At 70.4% G+C, this 17,900-nt stretch carries 18 protein-coding genes; 5 read left to right on the top strand and 13 right to left on the bottom strand.

Features of this window, described 5'->3' with window-relative positions; all coding sequences use genetic code 11:
- Position 1: 1 nt before the first annotated feature.
- Entirely contained in the window at positions 2 to 613 is a 612-nt protein-coding gene (locus AB0J06_RS22225) for an MBL fold metallo-hydrolase (protein ID WP_357430863.1), read from the bottom strand.
- Between the two features lie 26 nt (positions 614 to 639).
- Positions 640 to 1,284: a GPP34 family phosphoprotein gene (locus AB0J06_RS22220; RefSeq protein ID WP_357430862.1), complete on the bottom strand. Its 645-nt coding sequence runs from the start codon at positions 1,282 to 1,284 to the stop codon at positions 640 to 642.
- 315 nt (positions 1,285 to 1,599) lie between these two features.
- Here AB0J06_RS22220 and AB0J06_RS22215 point away from each other — a divergent pair, with 315 nt between their 5' ends.
- Positions 1,600 to 3,087, top strand: coding sequence for an APC family permease (locus AB0J06_RS22215; protein WP_357430861.1), 1,488 nt, complete (start codon positions 1,600 to 1,602; stop codon positions 3,085 to 3,087).
- 88 nt (positions 3,088 to 3,175) lie between these two features.
- Here the strand turns inward: AB0J06_RS22215 and AB0J06_RS22210 are convergent, their stop codons facing one another.
- Complete coding sequence (locus AB0J06_RS22210) at positions 3,176 to 3,835, bottom strand: GPP34 family phosphoprotein (RefSeq protein WP_357430860.1); 660 nt, start codon at positions 3,833 to 3,835, stop codon at positions 3,176 to 3,178.
- Between the two features lie 212 nt (positions 3,836 to 4,047).
- On the opposite strand from AB0J06_RS22210, the gene dgt reads away from it, so the two are divergent.
- Positions 4,048 to 5,559: a dGTP triphosphohydrolase gene (dgt, locus tag AB0J06_RS22205; RefSeq protein WP_357430859.1), complete on the top strand. Its 1,512-nt coding sequence runs from the start codon at positions 4,048 to 4,050 to the stop codon at positions 5,557 to 5,559.
- 16 nt (positions 5,560 to 5,575) lie between these two features.
- Here the strand turns inward: dgt and AB0J06_RS22200 are convergent, their stop codons facing one another.
- Positions 5,576 to 5,899 (bottom strand): zinc ribbon domain-containing protein, encoded by a 324-nt coding sequence (locus AB0J06_RS22200; protein ID WP_357430858.1) that lies wholly within the window; start codon positions 5,897 to 5,899, stop codon positions 5,576 to 5,578.
- A 288-nt stretch (positions 5,900 to 6,187) separates the two neighbouring features.
- Here AB0J06_RS22200 and AB0J06_RS22195 point away from each other — a divergent pair, with 288 nt between their 5' ends.
- Positions 6,188 to 6,391 (top strand): hypothetical protein, encoded by a 204-nt coding sequence (locus tag AB0J06_RS22195; RefSeq protein ID WP_357430857.1) that lies wholly within the window; start codon positions 6,188 to 6,190, stop codon positions 6,389 to 6,391.
- Positions 6,392 to 6,473: 82 nt separating this feature from the next.
- Here the strand turns inward: AB0J06_RS22195 and AB0J06_RS22190 are convergent, their stop codons facing one another.
- Positions 6,474 to 6,875: a PaaI family thioesterase gene (locus AB0J06_RS22190; RefSeq protein WP_357430856.1), complete on the bottom strand. Its 402-nt coding sequence runs from the start codon at positions 6,873 to 6,875 to the stop codon at positions 6,474 to 6,476.
- A gap of 99 nt (positions 6,876 to 6,974) precedes the next feature.
- Here AB0J06_RS22190 and AB0J06_RS22185 point away from each other — a divergent pair, with 99 nt between their 5' ends.
- Positions 6,975 to 7,808, top strand: coding sequence for an aminoglycoside adenylyltransferase domain-containing protein (locus tag AB0J06_RS22185; RefSeq protein ID WP_357430855.1), 834 nt, complete (start codon positions 6,975 to 6,977; stop codon positions 7,806 to 7,808).
- A gap of 56 nt (positions 7,809 to 7,864) precedes the next feature.
- On the opposite strand, the gene AB0J06_RS22180 is transcribed toward AB0J06_RS22185, so the two are convergent.
- From AB0J06_RS22180 to AB0J06_RS22165, 4 genes are all read right to left on the bottom strand, one after another.
- On the bottom strand, positions 7,865 to 9,040 hold the full coding sequence (locus AB0J06_RS22180; protein ID WP_357430854.1) for an acyltransferase: 1,176 nt from the start codon (positions 9,038 to 9,040) through the stop codon (positions 7,865 to 7,867).
- A gap of 179 nt (positions 9,041 to 9,219) precedes the next feature.
- The gene (locus AB0J06_RS22175; protein WP_357430853.1) at positions 9,220 to 9,984 is read right to left on the bottom strand and encodes a succinate dehydrogenase/fumarate reductase iron-sulfur subunit; all 765 of its coding nucleotides are present in this window, start codon (positions 9,982 to 9,984) and stop codon (positions 9,220 to 9,222) included.
- Entirely contained in the window at positions 9,981 to 11,915 is a 1,935-nt protein-coding gene (locus AB0J06_RS22170) for a fumarate reductase/succinate dehydrogenase flavoprotein subunit (RefSeq protein ID WP_357430852.1), read from the bottom strand. The genes AB0J06_RS22175 and AB0J06_RS22170 overlap by 4 nt, the downstream gene beginning before the upstream one ends.
- Positions 11,916 to 11,917: 2 nt before the next feature.
- The gene (locus AB0J06_RS22165; protein ID WP_357430890.1) at positions 11,918 to 12,580 is read right to left on the bottom strand and encodes a succinate dehydrogenase cytochrome b subunit; all 663 of its coding nucleotides are present in this window, start codon (positions 12,578 to 12,580) and stop codon (positions 11,918 to 11,920) included.
- A gap of 96 nt (positions 12,581 to 12,676) precedes the next feature.
- Here AB0J06_RS22165 and AB0J06_RS22160 point away from each other — a divergent pair, with 96 nt between their 5' ends.
- Positions 12,677 to 13,618 (top strand): LysR substrate-binding domain-containing protein, encoded by a 942-nt coding sequence (locus AB0J06_RS22160; RefSeq protein WP_357430888.1) that lies wholly within the window; start codon positions 12,677 to 12,679, stop codon positions 13,616 to 13,618.
- 252 nt (positions 13,619 to 13,870) lie between these two features.
- Here AB0J06_RS22160 and AB0J06_RS22155 read toward each other — a convergent pair whose 3' ends face one another.
- The 4 genes from AB0J06_RS22155 to AB0J06_RS22140 form a co-directional block, all read right to left on the bottom strand.
- The gene (locus AB0J06_RS22155; RefSeq protein WP_357430851.1) at positions 13,871 to 14,680 is read right to left on the bottom strand and encodes an ABC transporter ATP-binding protein; all 810 of its coding nucleotides are present in this window, start codon (positions 14,678 to 14,680) and stop codon (positions 13,871 to 13,873) included.
- A 7-nt stretch (positions 14,681 to 14,687) separates the two neighbouring features.
- Positions 14,688 to 15,695, bottom strand: coding sequence for an ABC transporter substrate-binding protein (locus AB0J06_RS22150; RefSeq protein WP_357430850.1), 1,008 nt, complete (start codon positions 15,693 to 15,695; stop codon positions 14,688 to 14,690).
- 83 nt (positions 15,696 to 15,778) lie between these two features.
- A complete protein-coding gene (locus AB0J06_RS22145; protein WP_357430849.1) occupies positions 15,779 to 16,699 on the bottom strand; it encodes an ABC transporter permease in 921 nt (306 codons plus the stop codon).
- Positions 16,700 to 17,002: 303 nt separating this feature from the next.
- Entirely contained in the window at positions 17,003 to 17,731 is a 729-nt protein-coding gene (locus AB0J06_RS22140) for a cupin (RefSeq protein ID WP_357430848.1), read from the bottom strand.
- Positions 17,732 to 17,900 lie beyond the last annotated feature (169 nt).

The raw sequence follows: 17,900 nt of genomic DNA, 5'->3' as shown, positions 1-17,900 counted from the left end.
GTCAGGCCGTCTCGCCGGGGGCCAACCACCGGTAGCCGTTGGCAGTCGCGTGGCCGAACCAGCCGTTGATGCTGGCGAGCCCTTTCTCGTTGACCATCGCGTCGTGGATCGGGAAGGTGCGCGCGGGGTTGATCGCGCGGACGAAGTCGATCGCCTCGTCCAGCTTCATCCACGGCCCGTGCACCGGCACCAGCAGCGTCTCGACCGGCTGGTCGGGAATGTGGAGCGCGTCGCCGGGGTGGTAGAGGCGGTCGTCGACCAGGTAGCCGAGGTTGGCGCAGTCCGGCTGCCCGCCGTAGATGAAGGCGTGCCGGCCGCCGACCGCCCGGACCCGGAAGCCCGCGGCGGTGAACTCGTCGCCCGAGCTGACCCGGGTCACGTCCAGCCCGGGAACCTCGACACCGGGGATGTCGGCGTCGGCGGGAGCGTAGACCGGCACGCCCAGCCCGGCCAGGCGGAGCACGTCGATGTGGTCGGCGTGCTCGTGCGTCACGAGGATGGCCTCGGCGCCGGTGAGCGCTGCCGGCTCGCTCCAGGTGCCGGGGTCGATCACGAGGACACGCCCCTCGTGCTCGAGCCGTACGCACGCGTGGCTGTACTTCGTGATCATCATGGCTTGAACCTACGCGATCACCCCGGTCAGCGGCGGACCGTGAGCGCAATCGCCGCGACAGCGGTTCGCACCCCGCCGATCAGCGCGCGGAGCTCGGCCGGCAGGCGGTCGGTGATCTCCGCGAGTTGGGCGCGGACCTGTTGCCGGGACATCGTCACCGCGAGTTGGTGGTCGAGCCCGGTGGCGAGCACCAGCGCCGCGAGCGTCGCCATGTAGGGGTGGATCGAGCCCGGCCGTTCCAGCAGGTATTTGAGCCGCACCTGCGGCAGCGTGCACGTCGTCGGGTCCACCCCCGGATAGCGCACCCGGGTCCGCCGGGCCAGCAACCCTCTGACCTCTTCGCGCCGGACGACGCCGACGTCGGCCAGGCGCCGCCCGACGCTGTCCCGGGCGGTGGGGCGCAGGTGCTCCACCCACGCCCGCATCACGTAGCCCGGGCCGCGTCGCCGTAGCTCCAGCAGCGCCGCGTCCGAGACCGGCTCGCCCCACGCGCGCGGGTCCGCGACCCCGACCCTGCCGTCGGCGCAGCTGATCCGTCGGTCCAGAAGCAGTTCGGCGAGGACGGCTCCGGCGAGCCCGGTGTCGAAGACGTCGCTCTGCACCGCCGTCCTGCCGGTGTATGCGTCGTGGCCGATGAGAAAAAGCTCGTCGGCGAGGCGAAAAGTGCTCATGGCCTTCCTGGGTGGCCGGGCGGAAAACCATGGTTTTCCGGTGTGAGCGTGCACATCGACAAGGGGGTCGCCCTGTTTCGTCGCCGCACGGTACGGCATCCCGGTCCGCCGTTTCAAGCCATCGGTCGAGATTGGACCGACATGGTTATCCGACCGGTGAGTTCGCTGCAGCCGTGAATTGTTTCCGGTTGATTTCGGCGGTCACTCGGAGACTATGACGGGTAGACGGACCTTGATGTGTGGCTCCGCGCGACCGTACGATCTTGGCGTTGTTCTCCCGATCAACGTTCACCCCCCTCGCGTTGAGGAGACGGTATGTCCAGCAGCCATCGAACGAGCCACAGTGGACTGGCAAAGCGTCGACTGGGCGTCGTTCACCTGGTGTTCTTCACCGTTGCCGCGTCCGCGCCGCTGACCGTGCTCGGTGGCGGCATCACCACCGCGTTTCTCGTCACCGGCAACATCGGCACCCCGATCTCGTTCATCGTCCTCGCCGCCGTGCTAGCGATCTTCGCGGTCGGCTACGCGGCGATGAGCCGGTACGTCTCCAATGCCGGCGCCTTCTACTCCTATCTCGCGAACGGGATGGGGCGGGCCGCCGGCGTGTCAGGTTCGTTCGTCGCACTCACCGCTTACAACGCGATCAACTTCGGGCTGTACGGCCTCTTCGGCGCTATTTTCGGCAACTTCATGGCGGACCGCTTCGGCATCGCCGTCACCTGGTGGGTCTGGTCGTTTGCGGCAATGGCGCTCATCGGTCTCCTCGGAGTGTTGCGCGTCGACCTCAACGCCAAGGTGCTCGCCGTGCTGCTGATCCTGGAGTGCGTCGTGGTGGCCGTGTTCGACATCGTGGCCGTCGCCAATCCGGCCGGTGGATCGGTCAGCTTCGCCGGGCTCAACCCGGCGAACCTCTTCGTCCCCGGCTTCGGGGCGGTGCTGGCGCTCGGCATCGCCTGCTTCGCCGGTTTCGAGTCCGCCGCCATCTACAGCGAGGAGGTCATCGACCCACGCCGTACCGTGGCCCGCGCGAGCTACATCGCGGTCGCCTTCACCGGCGCCTTCTACGCGCTCTCCGCCTGGGCGCTCTCCGTCGTGCACGGGCCGGACAACGTGGGGGGCGTGATCGCGGAGCAGGGCGCCGGCGCGGCGTTCGGCCCGCTCGGCCAGTACGCCGGCGCCCTCGTCGCCGACCTCGCCAACGTCCTCTTCATCACCAGCGTCTTCGCGGCCCTGCTCTCGTTCCACAACGGGGTGGCGCGTTACCTGTTCGCGTTGGGACGTGAGCGGGTGCTGCCGGACTTCCTCGGCCGCACCGGCACCCGGTCTGCCGCCCCGGTCGCCGGTTCCGTCACACAGAGCCTGCTCGCCTTCGCCGTCGTGCTGCTCTTCGCCGCCACCGACCGGGATCCGGTCGTCGATCTCTTCACCTGGTTCAGCGGGCTCGCCGCCGTCGGGATCGTGCTCCTGATGACCGGCACCTCGATCGCCGTCGTCGGCTACTTCCGCAACCGGCAGACCGAGGAGACGGTGTGGCAGCGGCTGGTCGCGCCGGCGCTGTCGTCGATCCTGCTCGCGACCGTGCTGTTCTTCCTCGTCTACAACTTCGACGCCCTGCTCGCCCCGACCAATCCGGGTTACCTGACCTGGCTGCTCCCCGGGCTGGTGGGGGTCGCCGCGGTCGCCGGCCTGATCTGGGGTGTGATGTTGCGCCGCATCCGCCCAGACGTCTACGCCGGGATCGGACGCAGCGCGGTGCACCCGGTCACGGAGGACGAGGCCGGGTACGTCCCGGTGGCCGGCTGAGGCCGCCCGAGTGGCGCGGGCGGCGGCTTCCCGTCAGGAGCCCGCCGCCCGCTGTGCGGCAGGGTTGGCGTGCTCCGGCGCCGGTCGGTCAGCGGCGGACGGTCAGTGCGACCGCGGCGACCGTTTCGTCGATGCCCGTGACGAGGGTGCGCAGGGTGCGCGGAAGGTTGCCTCTGATCCGCGTCAACTGCTCGCGCACCGTCGGGCCGTAGACGTCGACGAACCAGCCGTCCATCCGGGTCGCGCGGACGATCTCGGCCAGCATGGCGGTGCGGGCGTCGACCGGCACGGCCCGCCCCAGCGCATGCCCCAACCGCACTCGTGGGCCGACGGCCTTCACGGGGTCGACCGCGGGATAGCGGGCCGCGGGACGGCGGGTGAGCGGCCGGCGCACCAGCACCACGCGGATCAGCCCGCGCGACTCCAGGTCCTCGGCCACCGCGCCGGTCAGGCCGTCGCGCAGGTAATCGATCCAAGCGCGCACCGGATGCCGGTCGCCACGCAGGCGCAGCGCCGCGATGAGCGGGTCGCCCAACGGGTCACCGACGGGTCGCTCGTCCATCAGCGCGATCGCCTGTTCCAGCACCGTGACCCGGCCGGCGAGCACCAGACCGGCGAGCACGGACCCGGCGAGCCCGATGGTCAGCAGATCGGCGTTGACCAGGGGCTTCCCGCTGCTGTCGTCGTGCGCGATCAGGAAGAACTCCTCGGCGAGAGTGAATTCCGAACCCGTGTCGGCACTGGGCATCGAGCGCCTCCCGCGGTGCGCGTCTGGATGACGCAGCGACCTTACCGGTGCGCGGCGCTGCCCGGTCGGCCGATCCGCGCCGGAACGAACCGGGGTTGCGGGGCCGGCGCTGGGCCGGACGCTCGTCGCGCGGCTGCCCGCCCGATGACCACACGACCGTGTGTCGGGTACACCTGCCGGGTGGGCGGCGGGCGCTGCGCTAGCGTCAGATCATGATTCGGCCGGATGACCCCCGCGCCCGCCGCCTTTTCGGTGACGGCAGCACCGCCCGTGGTGATCTGGCGATGAGCCCGTTCCGCGTCGACCGGGACCGGATCGTGGCGTCGCCGTTCTTCGCCCGGCTCGGTGGCGTGACCCAGGTGATCAGCCCGGGCGGCTCGGGTCTGCTGGTGCACAACCGGCTCACCCACAGCCTGAAGGTGGCGCAGGTGGGGCGGGCCGTCGCCGAGCGGCTGACCAGCGACAACCGCTACCGGGACCTGCTCGACAAGCTCGGCGGTTGCGATCCGGACGTGGTGGAGGCCGCCGCGCTGGCCCACGATCTGGGGCATCCGCCCTTCGGTCACCTCGGCGAGCAGGTGCTGGACCGGTTGGCCCGCGAGCGGCTCGGTCTGCCGGACGGGTTCGAAGGCAACGCGCAGTCGTACCGGATCGTGACCAGCACGGAGATCCGCGGTGACTCGACGATCGGGCTCGACCTCACGGCCGCCGTGCGCGCGGCGATGCTCAAGTACCCGTGGACCCGGCACACCTACCCGCAGCCCCATCCGCGCCACCTCGATCCGACGCCACGGGGTGCGGCGGCGCCGCCGGAGGACCCGGAGAGCGGATCGCTGAAGTTCGGCGCCTACACGACCGAGGCGGCCGACATGCGGCAGGCGCGGGAGCCGTTCGCCGGCCGGATCGCCGACTGGCAGCAGACGGTCGAGGCGTCGATCATGGATACCGCCGACGACATCGCGTACGCGATCCACGACGTGGAGGACTTTCACCGGGTCGGCGTGCTGCAGCAGGGTTCGGTGGCCGGCGAGTTGATGGCGTGGCAGCGCGAGGCCGGGGAGTTGCGGCGCCTGCCCGACCCCGCGTTGGACGTGGCCGCGCGGCGGCCGGGGCGCTCGATCGAACGGCTGCGTCGGCAGTTGCACCGCAAGGACGGCTGGATCAGCGATGACGACGCGTTCGCCGCGGCGGTCGAGCACGTCCGGCGGGAACTGGTCGACGGGCTGCTGGTCGCGCCCTTCGACGGGTCGATCGAGGCCGAGCAGTACGTGGCGGGCTTCTCGGCCCGCTGGACCCGGCGCCTCGTCGACGCCATCGAAGTGGTCGCCGAGCCGCCGGTGCGCTCCGGGCACGTCCGCCTGCCGGTGCCCCAGTGGCACGAGGTGCAGGTCCTCAAGTTCGTCCATCACCGGTTCGTGCTCGCCCGGCCAGACCTCGCACTGCACCAGCGCGGGCAGGCCGGGCTGCTGGCGACCCTCGTCGAAGCGCTCCTCGCGTGGCTGCTCGATCCGGACGAGGAGTCGCGGTTGCCGCGCCGCCTGCACGACCTCGTCGAACTCGCTGAGGCCGAGCTTCCGGCGGGGACGCCGGAGCGGCACATGATGGCGCGTGGCCGCGCCATCATCGACCACGTCGCCTCGTTGACCGACAGCCAGGCGGTCGCGTTGCTCGACGCCCTCTCCGGGCGCTCCGGTCAGCTCTGGACGGACGCTTTCGTGCTGTAGGGGGGCGTCCGCCCGGTCAATCGCGCCAGGTGAAGTCGAGATCGTTGAGGCTGGCGCCGATGCTGATGCGGCGCACCACCCGCATCAGGGCGTCGCGTCGCGCGTCCCGGCACACGCCGTCGGCGGCCCCCGCGTTGAGCTGCACGTACCGCGTCCAGACCAGTTGCTCGATCTCTTCGGCGAGCACGAGGAGCCGCCGGCAGCGCAGATTCGTGCAGGCGTAGTAGCGGATGCTTTTCGTGGAGTAGACGGGGACCAGCCGTCGTTCGCCGCAGTGGAGCAGGCCGCGCAGGAAATAGGGGTCGGGGCCGGTTTCTTCGCGGCGCTGAGCTGTGACCATGATGCCCATCGTCAATCGCCTCCCGCTCACATATACGCATGGCGGTCGCATTCGGGTTCGGTCACCGGAAATGTTTCGGTCACGTTCGATCCGCCGCTCCGCCACACATCGTAAGCCATGGATGTGAAAGCCGCTCGGACCAGGGGTTACGGGTAGTGACTCCAAACTCCAGACCTTGCGGAAGTTGGTCGGAACGTCGGTGCGCGCCGACATCCACCCGCATACTCCGGGCAAAGTCGCCCGGCAATCGGCCGAGTGGCGTCTGATGAGGAGGCAGGAGGCGGGGCATTGAAGCTCACCTTCATCCGCAAGACAGCGCTGTCGAACCAGACGAACTGTCCGTCGCTCTATCGCACCGACCGCAATACCTTTGTCGTGCAGGGATGGCGGGTCAGCGACCAGGAGACGCTATCTCAACTCGACATCCCGGCACATGAGACGGTGGTCGAGGTGCCCATCGACGTACTCGCTGAAATCGCGCGCACGCCGTAACGCATACCGATCGGCTCACCGGCGGTCCGCGTTCTGATCCGGCCGGTGAGCCGATCCACCTGATGGGGTGCGACGGGCTGGGTCAGCCCAGCCCGTCCGCCGACTGCAGGTTCTGCAGTCGGACCTGGCCACGCGCGACCAGCCGCTGCTCGGCGTCGGTGATCTCCACCTGCCAGAGTTGCTGGCTGCGCCCGCGGTGGATGGGGGACGCGACCGCGGTCAGTTCGCCGGTGCGCACCGCCCGCAGGAAATCGGTCTGGTTGGACACGCCGACGACCTGCCCGCGATCGGCGAGCCACAACGCGGCCCCGATGCTCGCGGCGGTCTCGACCGCGGAGCTGTAGACACCGCCGTGCACGATGCCGTACGGCTGCAGGAGGTGGGGTTTGGCCTCGAAGCGGATAACGACCCCGTCGCCGGAGGCCTCCTCGATGTCCAGTCCGAGCGTGGTCGCGAATCCGCCCAGTCCGTCGATTGTCTGCACTGTGCCACCCTTCGTGAAGCTGCGGACCCGAGCCTAACCGGCGGGGTCGGCGGCGCCGCTGTTGGAGATCGTGAAGCCGCTCGGGCAGGATCGTCGACGATGAGTATTCCCCCGGCGACGCCGCCCCCGGTGACACTGCATCCAGTCGTGCGCGAGGTGCTCGACGCCTACCTCCGCGCCGTCGACGACGCCGTGCCCGGGCTGGTGCAGGGGCTCTACCTCACCGGTTCCGTCGCGCTCGACGATTTCCACGTCGGCGTCAGTGACGTCGACTTCGTCGCTGTCACCGCGGCGAAGCCCGACGATCAGCAGGTACACGGGTTGCGCCGGGCACACGCGCTGCTCACCCGCCAGTGCCCACGACCGTTCTTCGACGGGCCGTACGTGACCTGGTCGGAGCTCGCCCTCGCCCCGCGGCACGCACAGCCCGGCCCGAACGCCTTCCAGGCCCGGTTCTGCCCGGCCTCCACCAGCGAACGCATCCCCGTGACGTGGCATACCGTGGCCCGGCAGGGCGTCGCGGTGCGCGGACCGCGGCCGGGCGAGTTCGAGGTGGCGACGGACCGGGCGGAGCTCGCCGGCTGGACCCGGCACAACCTCGACGAATACTGGGGTCCGTGGTGGCGGCGGCGTTCCCGGCTGCTCTCCCCGTCCGGTCTGGCCGCCCTCGGTGGCACCGCCCCCGTCTGGGGGGTGCTCGGGGTCGCCCGGCTGCACTACACCCTCGCCACCGGCGGGATCACGTCGAAGTCCGGAGCGGGGCGGTACGCCCGCACCGCGTTCGACCCGCGCTGGCGGCGGATCATCGACGAGTGCCTGCGGCTTCGGCGCGGCGCCGACGACGATCGCGGCTACCGCGACCCGCTCGCCCGCCGACGTGACGCCCTCGACTTCGTGGCGATGGTCATCGCGCAGGCGCGACGTCTCGCCTGATCGTCCGCGTCCCGGGCGACCGTGGCACCCCGGCGACCGTGGCACCCGGGCGACCGTCAGCGGGGGTCGGCGGTCGGGACCGGTTCCCGCTGCGCGGCGGCGGCCTGCTGGGGCCGCGGGTGCGCCCGGGTGGGACGCCGGCCGGCGAGGAGCCGCATCGCGGGCAGCTCGACCCAGCGGTGCAGCGGGACCGCGAGGCCGTACGACACCAGCAGCAGGAGCGCCGCGAGGCCGAGCGCGGCCGGCAGCGACCACATCCGGTCGCGGCCGATCAGCTCCATCGCGGTGACGACGACGACGAGATGGATCAGGAAGAAGGCGTACGACACCTCGCCCAGATGCTGCACGACGCGCCCCCGCCACATCGACCGGCGGCCGTGCAGGTCGGCCAAGGCCGCAGCGGGGATGAGCAGCGTGGTGGCGACGATGGTGCCGGCGGTGTCCCGGGTCGGCGCGGGGAGCCAGTCGACGATCAGGTAGTTGCCGGCGAAGATCAGCATCGCCAGGGGGAGTCCGGGGCCGCGCCACGCCCCGGTGGCCACCAGACGGGCCAGTACGATCCCGACCGCGAACTCCAGCATCCGGGTCAGCGGGAAGATGTAGACGAACCAGCGCCGGTGTTCCGCCGCCACGACGGCGTCGGCGAGGGTCGGCATCAGCCAGACCGCCGCGACCAGGGCGATCAGGAGGAAGCGGAGACCGCCGGTGCCGAGCCGGCGCAGCCCGGCGTAGAGCAGCGGGAAGCAGAGGTAGAACGCCATCTCGCAGGAGAGCGACCAGGTGACCGGGTTGAGCCCGAGATAGACGATGTCGCGGGTATCCCAGGACTGGACCAGGAGGCCGGTGCTGACCAGCAGTTCGTTGATGATCGGCGGGATGCGGTCGGTGACGGCCAGGCCGACCACCGCGAAGCCGAGCGCCACGAGGTGGGCGGGGTAGACCCGCGCGACGCGGCCGCGCCAGAACCGCCGGGCCTGCTGCCCCGGGCGGGCCGACCAGGTGAGCACGAAGCCGGAGAGCACGAAGAAGAAGGAGACCCCGAGGTCGCCGGGGTCGCAGAGCACCTGCGCGATCCGTTTCTGCTGCGGATCGGCGAGCGGGATCATCGAGTAGGCGTGGACCGCGAAGACGAGCAGGGCGGCGGCGAAGCGCAGTCCGGTCAGCGAAGGCAGCCGCCGGGCAGCGGGATGCGGCTCGGGCAGGACGGCTTCCTTCCGTACCGGGGGAGTCACGCGGCTCGACCTCAGCTCACCCGCGCTGGTGGGGCTCGCCTCGTGCGCTCGGTCGCCGGCGCGGGCCCAGCCTATTGCGGCACTACGCGCCCCGCCAACAATCCGCGGAGCGCGTAGTGAACCGCACATTTCTCGTCGGATCGGCGCCGAGGTGGAGTCGACGCGATCGGCGTGCCGTGTCAGCCCGCGGCGGGGGCGTCGCTCCGCTTCCTCGACGCGCTGAGGAAGTCGCGGTTGAGCCGGCCGATCGTGGCGAGCGGGATCCCCTTCGGGCAGGCCGGCGTGCACTCGCCCGCGTTGGTGCACCCACCGAAGCCGGCGTCGTCGTGCGCGGCGACCATGTCGAGTACCCGGGAGTTCCGTTCCGGCTGGCCCTGCGGCATCAGGCCCAGGTGGGTGATCTTCGCGGCGGTGAAGAGCATGCCGGAGCCGTTGGGGCAGGCCGCGACGCAGGCGCCGCAGCCGATGCAGGCGGCCGCCTCGAACGCGGCGTCGGCGTCGACCTTCGGAATCGGGGCCGCGTGGGCGTCCGGGGCGCTGCCGGTCGGGGCCGAGATGTAGCCACCGGCCTGGATGATCGTGTCGAACGCGGTCCGGTCGACCACCAGGTCCTTGACGACCGGGAACGCCCGCGCCCGCCACGGCTCGATGTCGATCGTGTCGCCGTCGGAGAAGGTCCGCATGTGCAGTTGGCACGTGGTGGTGAACTTCTGCGGACCGTGCGGGGCGCCGTTGATGACCATGCTGCACGCGCCGCAGATGCCCTCGCGGCAGTCGTGGTCGAACGCCACCGGCTCCTCGCCCTCGAGCGTCAGCCGCTCGTTGAGCACGTCGAGCATCTCCAGGAACGACATGTCGGGCGAGACGTCCGTTACCTGGTAGGTCACCATCCGGCCCTTGTCCTGCGGGCCCTGCTGGCGCCAGATGCGCAGGTTCAGGTTCACTTGTAGCTCCGCTGGGTGGGGTGGACGTACTCGAAATTCAGGTCTTCCTTGTGCAGCACCGGCGCTTCGCCGGCAGCCGTGAACTCCCAGGCGGCGACGTAGCTGAACTGCTCGTCGTCGCGAGCGGCCTCACCGTCGGGCGTCTGGCTCTCGGCCCGGAAGTGACCGCCGCACGACTCGGTGCGGTGCAGCGCGTCGATGCACATCAGCTCGGCGAGCTCGAAGAAGTCGGCGACCCGGCCGGCCCGCTCCAGCGCCTGGTTCAGGCCCTCGCCCTCACCCGGCACCTTCACCCGGCGCCAGAACTCGTCGCGGAGGCCGCGAATCAGCTCGATCGCCTTGCGCAGTCCCTCGTCGGTGCGCTCCATGCCGCAGTATTCCCACATGATCCGGCCGAGCTCACGGTGGAACGAGTCGACCGTACGGTCGCCGTCGATCGCGAGCAGCCGGGCGACCCGGTCCTCGACCTGGCTACGCGCCTCGACCACCTCGGGGTGGCTCTCGTCGAGCTTCTCGAACGGGCCGGCGGCGAGGTAGTCGCCGATCGTGTTCGGGAGCACGAAGTAGCCGTCCGCCAGGCCCTGCATCAGCGCCGAGGCACCGAGCCGGTTGGCGCCGTGGTCGGAGAAGTTCGCCTCACCGATCACGAACAGACCCGGGATGGTCGACTGCAGGTCGTAGTCGACCCAGAGGCCACCCATCGTGTAGTGCACGGCGGGGTAGATGCGCATCGGCACCTGGTACGGGTCCTCGCCGGTGATCCGCTCGTACATCTCGAAGAGGTTGCCGTACTTCGCGGCGACCGCCGAGCGGCCGAGCCGTTTGATCGCGTCGGCGAAGTCCAGGTAGACGCCGAGCCCACCCGGACCGACGCCGCGCCCCTCGTCGCAGACGTTCTTCGCGGCGCGGGAGGCGATGTCGCGGGGGACCAGGTTGCCGAACGCGGGGTAGATGCGCTCGAGGTAGTAGTCCCGCTCGTCCTCCGGGATGTCGCCGGGGGCGCGGTCGTCGCCGCCCTTCTTCGGCACCCACACCCGGCCGTCGTTACGCAGCGACTCGCTCATCAGGGTCAGCTTCGACTGGTGGTCGCCGGAGACCGGGATGCAGGTCGGGTGGATCTGCGTGTAGCAGGGGTTCGCGAAGAGCGCGCCCTTGCGGTGGGCCCGCCACGTCGCGGTGACGTTGCAGCCCTTGGCGTTGGTGGAGAGGAAGAAGACGTTGCCGTAGCCGCCCGAGGCGAGCACGACGGCGTCGGCGAAGTCGGTGGTGATCTCGCCGGTGACCAGGTCGCGGACCACGATGCCGCGGGCCCGCCCGTCGACGATGATCAGCTCCAGCATCTCGTGCCGGGCGTTCATCTCCACGTTGCCGGCCGCGATCTGCCGCTCCAGCGCCTGGTACGCGCCGAGCAGGAGCTGCTGGCCCGTCTGGCCCCGCGCGTAGAACGTGCGGGACACCTGGGCGCCACCGAACGAGCGCGTGTCGAGCAGGCCGCCGTACTCGCGGGCGAAGGGCACGCCCTGCGCCACGCACTGGTCGATGATCTCGACGGAGATCTCGGCCAGGCGGTGCACGTTCGACTCGCGCGAGCGGAAGTCGCCACCCTTGACGGTGTCGTAGAAGAGCCGGTGGACGGAGTCGCCGTCGTTGCGGTAGTTCTTCGCCGCGTTGATGCCGCCCTGCGCGGCGATCGAGTGCGCCCGCCGCGGGCTGTCCTGGTAGCAGTAGGAGCGGACCCGGTAGCCGAGCTCGCCGAGGGTGGCGGCGGCCGAGCCGCCGGCCAGGCCGGTGCCGACCACGATGACGCTGAGCTTCCGCTTGTTGGCGGGGTTGACCAGCTTGGCGGAGAACCGGCGCCGCTCCCAGCGCGTCTCGACGGGGCCGTCGGGGGCCTTGGTGTCGGCGACCGGGTCGCCCTCGGTGTAGAGCATGTTCAGCCCACCAATCCGGTGAGAACGGCAAAGGGCACGGACAGGTAGCCCACGCAGAGCACGACGGCGATGCCGAGCGCGATGGCCCGGGCCCGCCGTTCGCCGCGTCGGGTCTGCTGTCCGAGGGTGCGGACCGCGCTGTAGATGCCGTGCCGCAGGTGGAAGCCGACGGCGAGGATCGCCAGCGTGTAGAAGAGAGTGACGTACCAGCGCTCGGGCGCGAAGTCGGCGACCACGTTGGCGTACGGGTGCGCCGGGTCACCGTTCGGGTTGAGGTGCCCGGTGGTGAGGTCGAGGATGTGGTAGATCACGAAGAGCAGGATGATCACGCCGCCCCAGCGCATGGTGCGGGCGGCGTAGCTGCCCTGCACCTTGCCGCGGTGGGCGTACCGGACCGGCCGGGCGGCCCGCGCGCGCAGCGCGAGCGACGTGGCGGCCCAGATGTGCCCCAGCACGGCGAAGGTGAGCACCCCCCGCTGGATCCACAGGAACCACGCCTCGGGCAGCAGCGGGTTGCCGATGCTGCGCAGCCAGTGGGCGTAGTGGTCGAAGGAGTTGGCCCCAAAGAAGATCTTGAGGTTGCCCACCATGTGCAGTACGAGGAAGAGCACCAAAAGGATGCCCGTCACCGCCATGAGAGCCTTCTTGCCGACGGTGGAGCGCATCGGCGACGCGGTCGCTACAGCCACGTCGGACGACGTTAGAAGCGAAGTGATCAGTCGTCCAATGCATCGCGGCAGCAGTCTCAATAGCTATACGCTATCGAGGTGCAGATCCATCAGCTCAGGTCCTTCGTCGCGGTGGCTGAATTACGACATTTCACCCAAGCTGCCGGTCATGTGGGCATCTCGCAACCGTCGTTGAGTAAGCAGATTCACAACCTGGAGGCCGATCTCGGCGCGCCGCTCTTCGAGCGCGTCCGTGGTGACATCGCCCTCACCGCCGCCGGGGAGGCGCTGCTGCCGCTCGCCCAGCGGATCGTCTCCGACGTCGACACCGCCCGCCGCGAGGTGCATGAGCTCGTCGGACTCCGTCGGGGCCGGGTACGCCTCGGCGCCACCCCCAGCCTCTGCGCCTCGCTCGTGCCACGCGTGCTGCGCCGGTTCCGCGACGCCTATCCCGGCGTCGACCTGCACATCGAGGAGAGCGGCTCGCAGGACCTGGTCCGCAACCTCACCCGCGGCGAGCTGGACCTGGCGCTGATCGTCCTGCCCGAACAGGGCACCGACCCGGCGCTGCGCGCCGAACCCGTGCTGCGTGAGCACCTCGTGGTCGCCTCGGTCGAGCCGCTCGCCGCGACCACCTCCGGCGGCGAGTTGCACCTCACCGACCTGCACAATCACCCGCTCGTCATGTTCCGCACCGGCTACGACCTCCGCGACGCCACCCTGGAGGCGTGCAGGCGGGCCGGCTTCACGCCGTCGTTCGCGGTCGAGGGGGGCGAGATGGACGCCGTGCTCGGCCTCGTCGAGGCGGGCCTCGGCGTGGCGCTGGTGCCCAGCGTGGTCCTCGCGGGGCGGCCCCGGCTTCGGGCCACTCCGCTCACCCGACCCGGCGTGCAGCGCACCATCGCGCTCGCCCAGCGGCGCGAGATCGTTCCCAGCCACGCCGCGCAGGCGCTGCGCGAGACCCTCTTCACCCACCTGCGCGCCTCGGCGCAGGCCGGGGAGTTGCCGGCCGGAGTCGAGCTGGACCTGCGATAGCGTCGCGGACGCGAGCACGGGCCTCCCCCCCCGGCCCGCCCAACCGAGCACGGACCTTCGCTCTGCTTCCCTGGAAGACGCAGGGGTCGGTGGAGCAATTGGGTACGGTCCCGGCGGAGGAGCCCCACCAGCGGCACCGCGCCGCCGTGCCGGTCCGCCATCCCGGTGCCGAGGATCAGCGCGGCGGGGGCGTCCCCCAGCCCGAGCCACGCGCCCGCAACGGCGGTCCACCGCCGCGGGCGTCGGGAGTGCTCAGTGGTTGGCTCCGGAGCCGAGCAGGCCGCGCAGCTCGGCCGCGAGACGGTCGAACCGCTCGTCGGCCATGACGTCGGCGTAGTTGCGCTCCGCCGGCAGGTCGACCGGGAGGGTGCGGATGATCCGGCCGGGGCGGGCGCTCATCACCTCGACGCGGGTGCCGAGGAAGACGGCCTCCGCGATGGAGTGGGTGACGAGCAGGATCGTCGTGCCGGTCTCCCGCCAGATCCGGTTGAGCTCGGTGTTGAGCGTCTCCCGGGTCAGCGCGTCCAGCGCTCCGAAAGGCTCGTCCATGAGCAGCACGGGCGGCTGGTGCAGCAGCGCGCGGCACAGGGACACGCGCTGCTGCATGCCACCGGAGAGCTCGTGCGGCAGCGCGTCCTCGAAGCCGGTCAGGCCGGTCATCTCCATCAGCTCGTCCGCGCGACGGGTGGCCGCCTTGCGGTCCAGGCCGCGCATCTCCGCCTGCAACAGGATGTTCTTGCGCACGCCGCGCCATTCGAGCAGTGCGGCGCGCTGGAAGATGAAGCCGATGTTCTTCTGCGGCCGCGTGACCTGCTGCCCCATCAACGACGCCGTACCGGTGGTGGGCTTGACCAGCCCCGCCACGATCTTGAGCAGTGTTGACTTACCGCAGCCGGACGGCCCGAGGATCGACACGAACTCGCCGGGTTCGATCCGCATGCTGACGTCGGTGAGCGCGACGGTGTGCGACCGCTTCGACCGGAACTGCACGGACAGGTCCGTCATCTCGACGGCGGGTCCGGCCGTGCGCGTGGCGGCGACGGTTGATGGGGCAGTGGTCATTGCGAGGTCACCCCTTGCTGGTGAACGTGTTGTCCCAGTACTTCTCGGGCGAGCCGGCGTCCTTGAGGTCGCCGTACTTCGACATCAGGTCGATCGTCTCGGTCCAGGCCTGGGTGTCGTTGACGCCGGGCGCCCCCGCGTCGAGCTTCAGCAGCGGCACCGCGAGGGTGAGCTGCTTCACCAGGACCTCCTTGGCCGGCTCGTTGTCGGCCAGCTCGGCCATCGCGTCGGTCGCGCCGGGGATGTCCTTCGCCGCCTCGGCCCACGACTTCTGGGTGGCCCGGATGAATGCCTTCACCATCTCCGGGTCCTTCTTCAGCGTCGCCTCGTTGGCGACCAGACCCGTGCCGAGCATGTTCATGCCCCAGTCGGCGTAGAGCAGGTACGACGTCTTCTTGCCGGTCTTCGCCTCGATCGTCGGGGCCTGGTCGTGGAAGAAGCCCATGATGGCGTCGACCTTGCCCTCGGCGAGCGCCGCGATCTTGCCGGCGGCGTCGACGTTGACGACCTTGACGTCGGTCGGCGCCATGCCGTTCGCCTTGAGCAGCGCGGGGAAGGTGGCGTAGAGCGCGTCGCCCGGCGTGCCGCCGACGGTCTTGCCCTTGAGGTCGGAGAGCTTGGTGATGTTCTTGTCGGCGAGGAACTCGATCGACGTCGGGCCCTTCTGCAGGAACACGCCGACGCTCTTCACCTTCATGCCCGTGGCGACGGCCTTGAGCAGCGGCGGCGTGTCCGACCAGCCGAAGTCGGTCTGGTCCTGCGCGACGGCCTGCAGCGTCTTACCCGAGCCACCGCCGGGCTTGACGGTCAGCTCGATGCCCTCGGCCTCGTAGAAGCCCTTCTTGATGCCGTAGTAGAAGGGCGCGTGCTCGCCGTAGGGGACCCAGTTGAGGGTCAGGCTGACCTTCTTCTTGCCGCCGGCGTCGCCGCCGGACTTTTCGTCGGAGTCGCCACATGCGGCGAGCGATCCGAGCAGCAGGACGGCCGCGCTGGCCGCGATTGCGAGACGTCTCATAGGTGGTGCGCCTCCTTGGGCGAAAGTGACCTGGTGGATCGGAATGGCGTGGACCGGAACGGGGTGGATCGGAACGGGGTGGATCAGGCGGTGGTCAGCGGGACGCCGGAGCGCCGGCTGGCGTGCCAGGGGATGAGGAGCGCCTCGGCGATCTCGACGAGAACGAAGAGCACGATGCCGATGATCGACATCAGGATCAGGTCGGCGAAGAGCAGCGCCGAGTCGAGGTTGCCGCTCGCCAGGAGCAGCACGTAGCCGAGCCCCTCGCTGGCGCCGACGAATTCGCCGACGACGGCGCCGGTGACGGCGAGCGTCACGGCGACCTTCATGCCGGACATCAGATGCGGCAGCGCGTTCGGGAAGCGGATCTTGCGGAACGTCTTCCACGGCCCCGCGCCCATCGTCGCGGAGAGGTCGATCAGCTCCGGGTCGGTCGAGCGCAGCCCCGACACGCCGGAGACGACCACGGGGAAGAAGGCGATCAGCACCGCGAGCACGATCTTCGGCGCCATCCCGGTGCCGAGCAGGACCCCGAGCAGGGGCGCGATGGCGATCTTCGGAATGACCTGGGCGAAGAGCACGATCGGGTAGAGCGAGCGCTCCATGGTGGACGAGTAGGTGATGAGCACGGCCGAGGCGATGCCGATCACGGTCGCCAGCACGAAGCCGAGCACCGTCTCGTACAGCGTGATCATGGTGTTCTCGAGCAGGAAGTCCCACTCGGAGGTCAGCTTCTCCCACACCTGCCCCGGCGTGGGGATGAGGTAGTTGGCGATGTATTCCCGGTCCGCGACGAACCACCAGGCGGCGAAGATGGCCACCAGCACGAGCGCCGGACGCCACAGCGCGTCGGCGAGCCGGGTGAGTCGGGTGGTCAGGCTCGGGCGACCGCGTCGCGTCGGCCCGCCGGACTGCGCCGGGCGCCCGGATCGGGCCGGCGCCGCGGCGCCGCCGGTCGCTGCCGTACCGCTGGTCACGTCCTGGTCGACGGCGTGTTCGGACACGGCCACTCCTTCGTGCGGTCGGGTTCGCGCCGGCGGCGAGGACGGCGCCGTCGAGGTGTGCGGCTGTCCCGGCGGGGTGGCGGCCGCGGTCTGGTCGGAGCTGGGCATCGTGCCTCCTCCCATGTTTCGGTGCCGTTTCGCGGAGGCGTCTGGCAAGCGCTTTCTCGGGACACTAGAAGGATCTGCGTCACATAGGCAAGGGCTTTCCCGTCTCGATCTTCGTGTCGCACGGGCACGTTGCCAAGATGTGATAAACCGCTACCCTCGCCAGTAAGCCGGCGATGGTGCCGGTGATCCGGCGCGTCAGCGCACCGGGTACGTGTCCAGCAGCCCACACATCCCCTGGCGCCCCCGTTCGTCCGGTTCGGCGAACGCGTAGACCTCCGCGCGGGACAGGTGGGGCGCCTCGCCCCGCTCCAGGGCGTCGAGCTGCTCACCGGTCTCCTCCGCCGCGCGCAACGCCCCCGCCGCCCACCGCGCCCGCCACCGCTCGATCTGCGGGCGGACCAACCGCACCGCCGCGCGGTGGAACTCGCGCAGCGGCGTCAGGTCCCCGTCCTGCGCGCTCCGGCACAGCCGCCCGAACCCCTCGACCGCGAGATCGCGTCGCGCGTACGCCGCGGTGAGGTCGGTGCCGGGTGCGCCGCCGAGCGGGAGGGCGACGGCCGCCGTGTACGACCGCGGGTCGGCGAGCACCTCCGGCGGGAGGGTCAGCACGGCATCGCCCGCCTCCGGCAGGCCGCTGTTCTGCATCAGGACGAGAAGCTCCAGCCCGCCGTGGTTGACGAGCCGGTGGATGGTGCCCGGCGCGAACCAGACGACGGCGCCGGGGACCAGCGGGGTCTCCCGGTAGCCGGAGAGGGTCAGCGTCTGCACCAGGCCCGACCCGCCCCGCACCACGTACCCCTCCGCGCAGCACAGGTGCATGTGCGGGGTGCCCCCGACCGCGCCATCCGGCGCGACGGTGTCGTAGACGCAGAGGCGCGACAGCCCGACCCCGCCCGGAAGCGGCACGGTCTGCGGATCGCTCATCCGGCCACCTCGCGTCGAAAAACGCTCTTCCCGGTCAAACCGCACGCTATCCCGGTCGATGATCACCGTCAACGACGTTTCGGGCGATGGGGCGGCACCGATCCGCAGCGGCGCGGGATCCGTACCCGTTGGTGGACGCGCCGCCAGAGACGGTGCGACGTTCGCCGAG

Source organism: Micromonospora sp. NPDC049679, assembly GCF_040659735.1.
In the GTDB taxonomy this organism is placed as follows: domain Bacteria; phylum Actinomycetota; class Actinomycetes; order Mycobacteriales; family Micromonosporaceae; genus Micromonospora_I.
The sequence above is the reverse complement of the archived record's forward strand: the minus strand, read 5'-3'. Positions and strand labels throughout refer to the sequence as shown.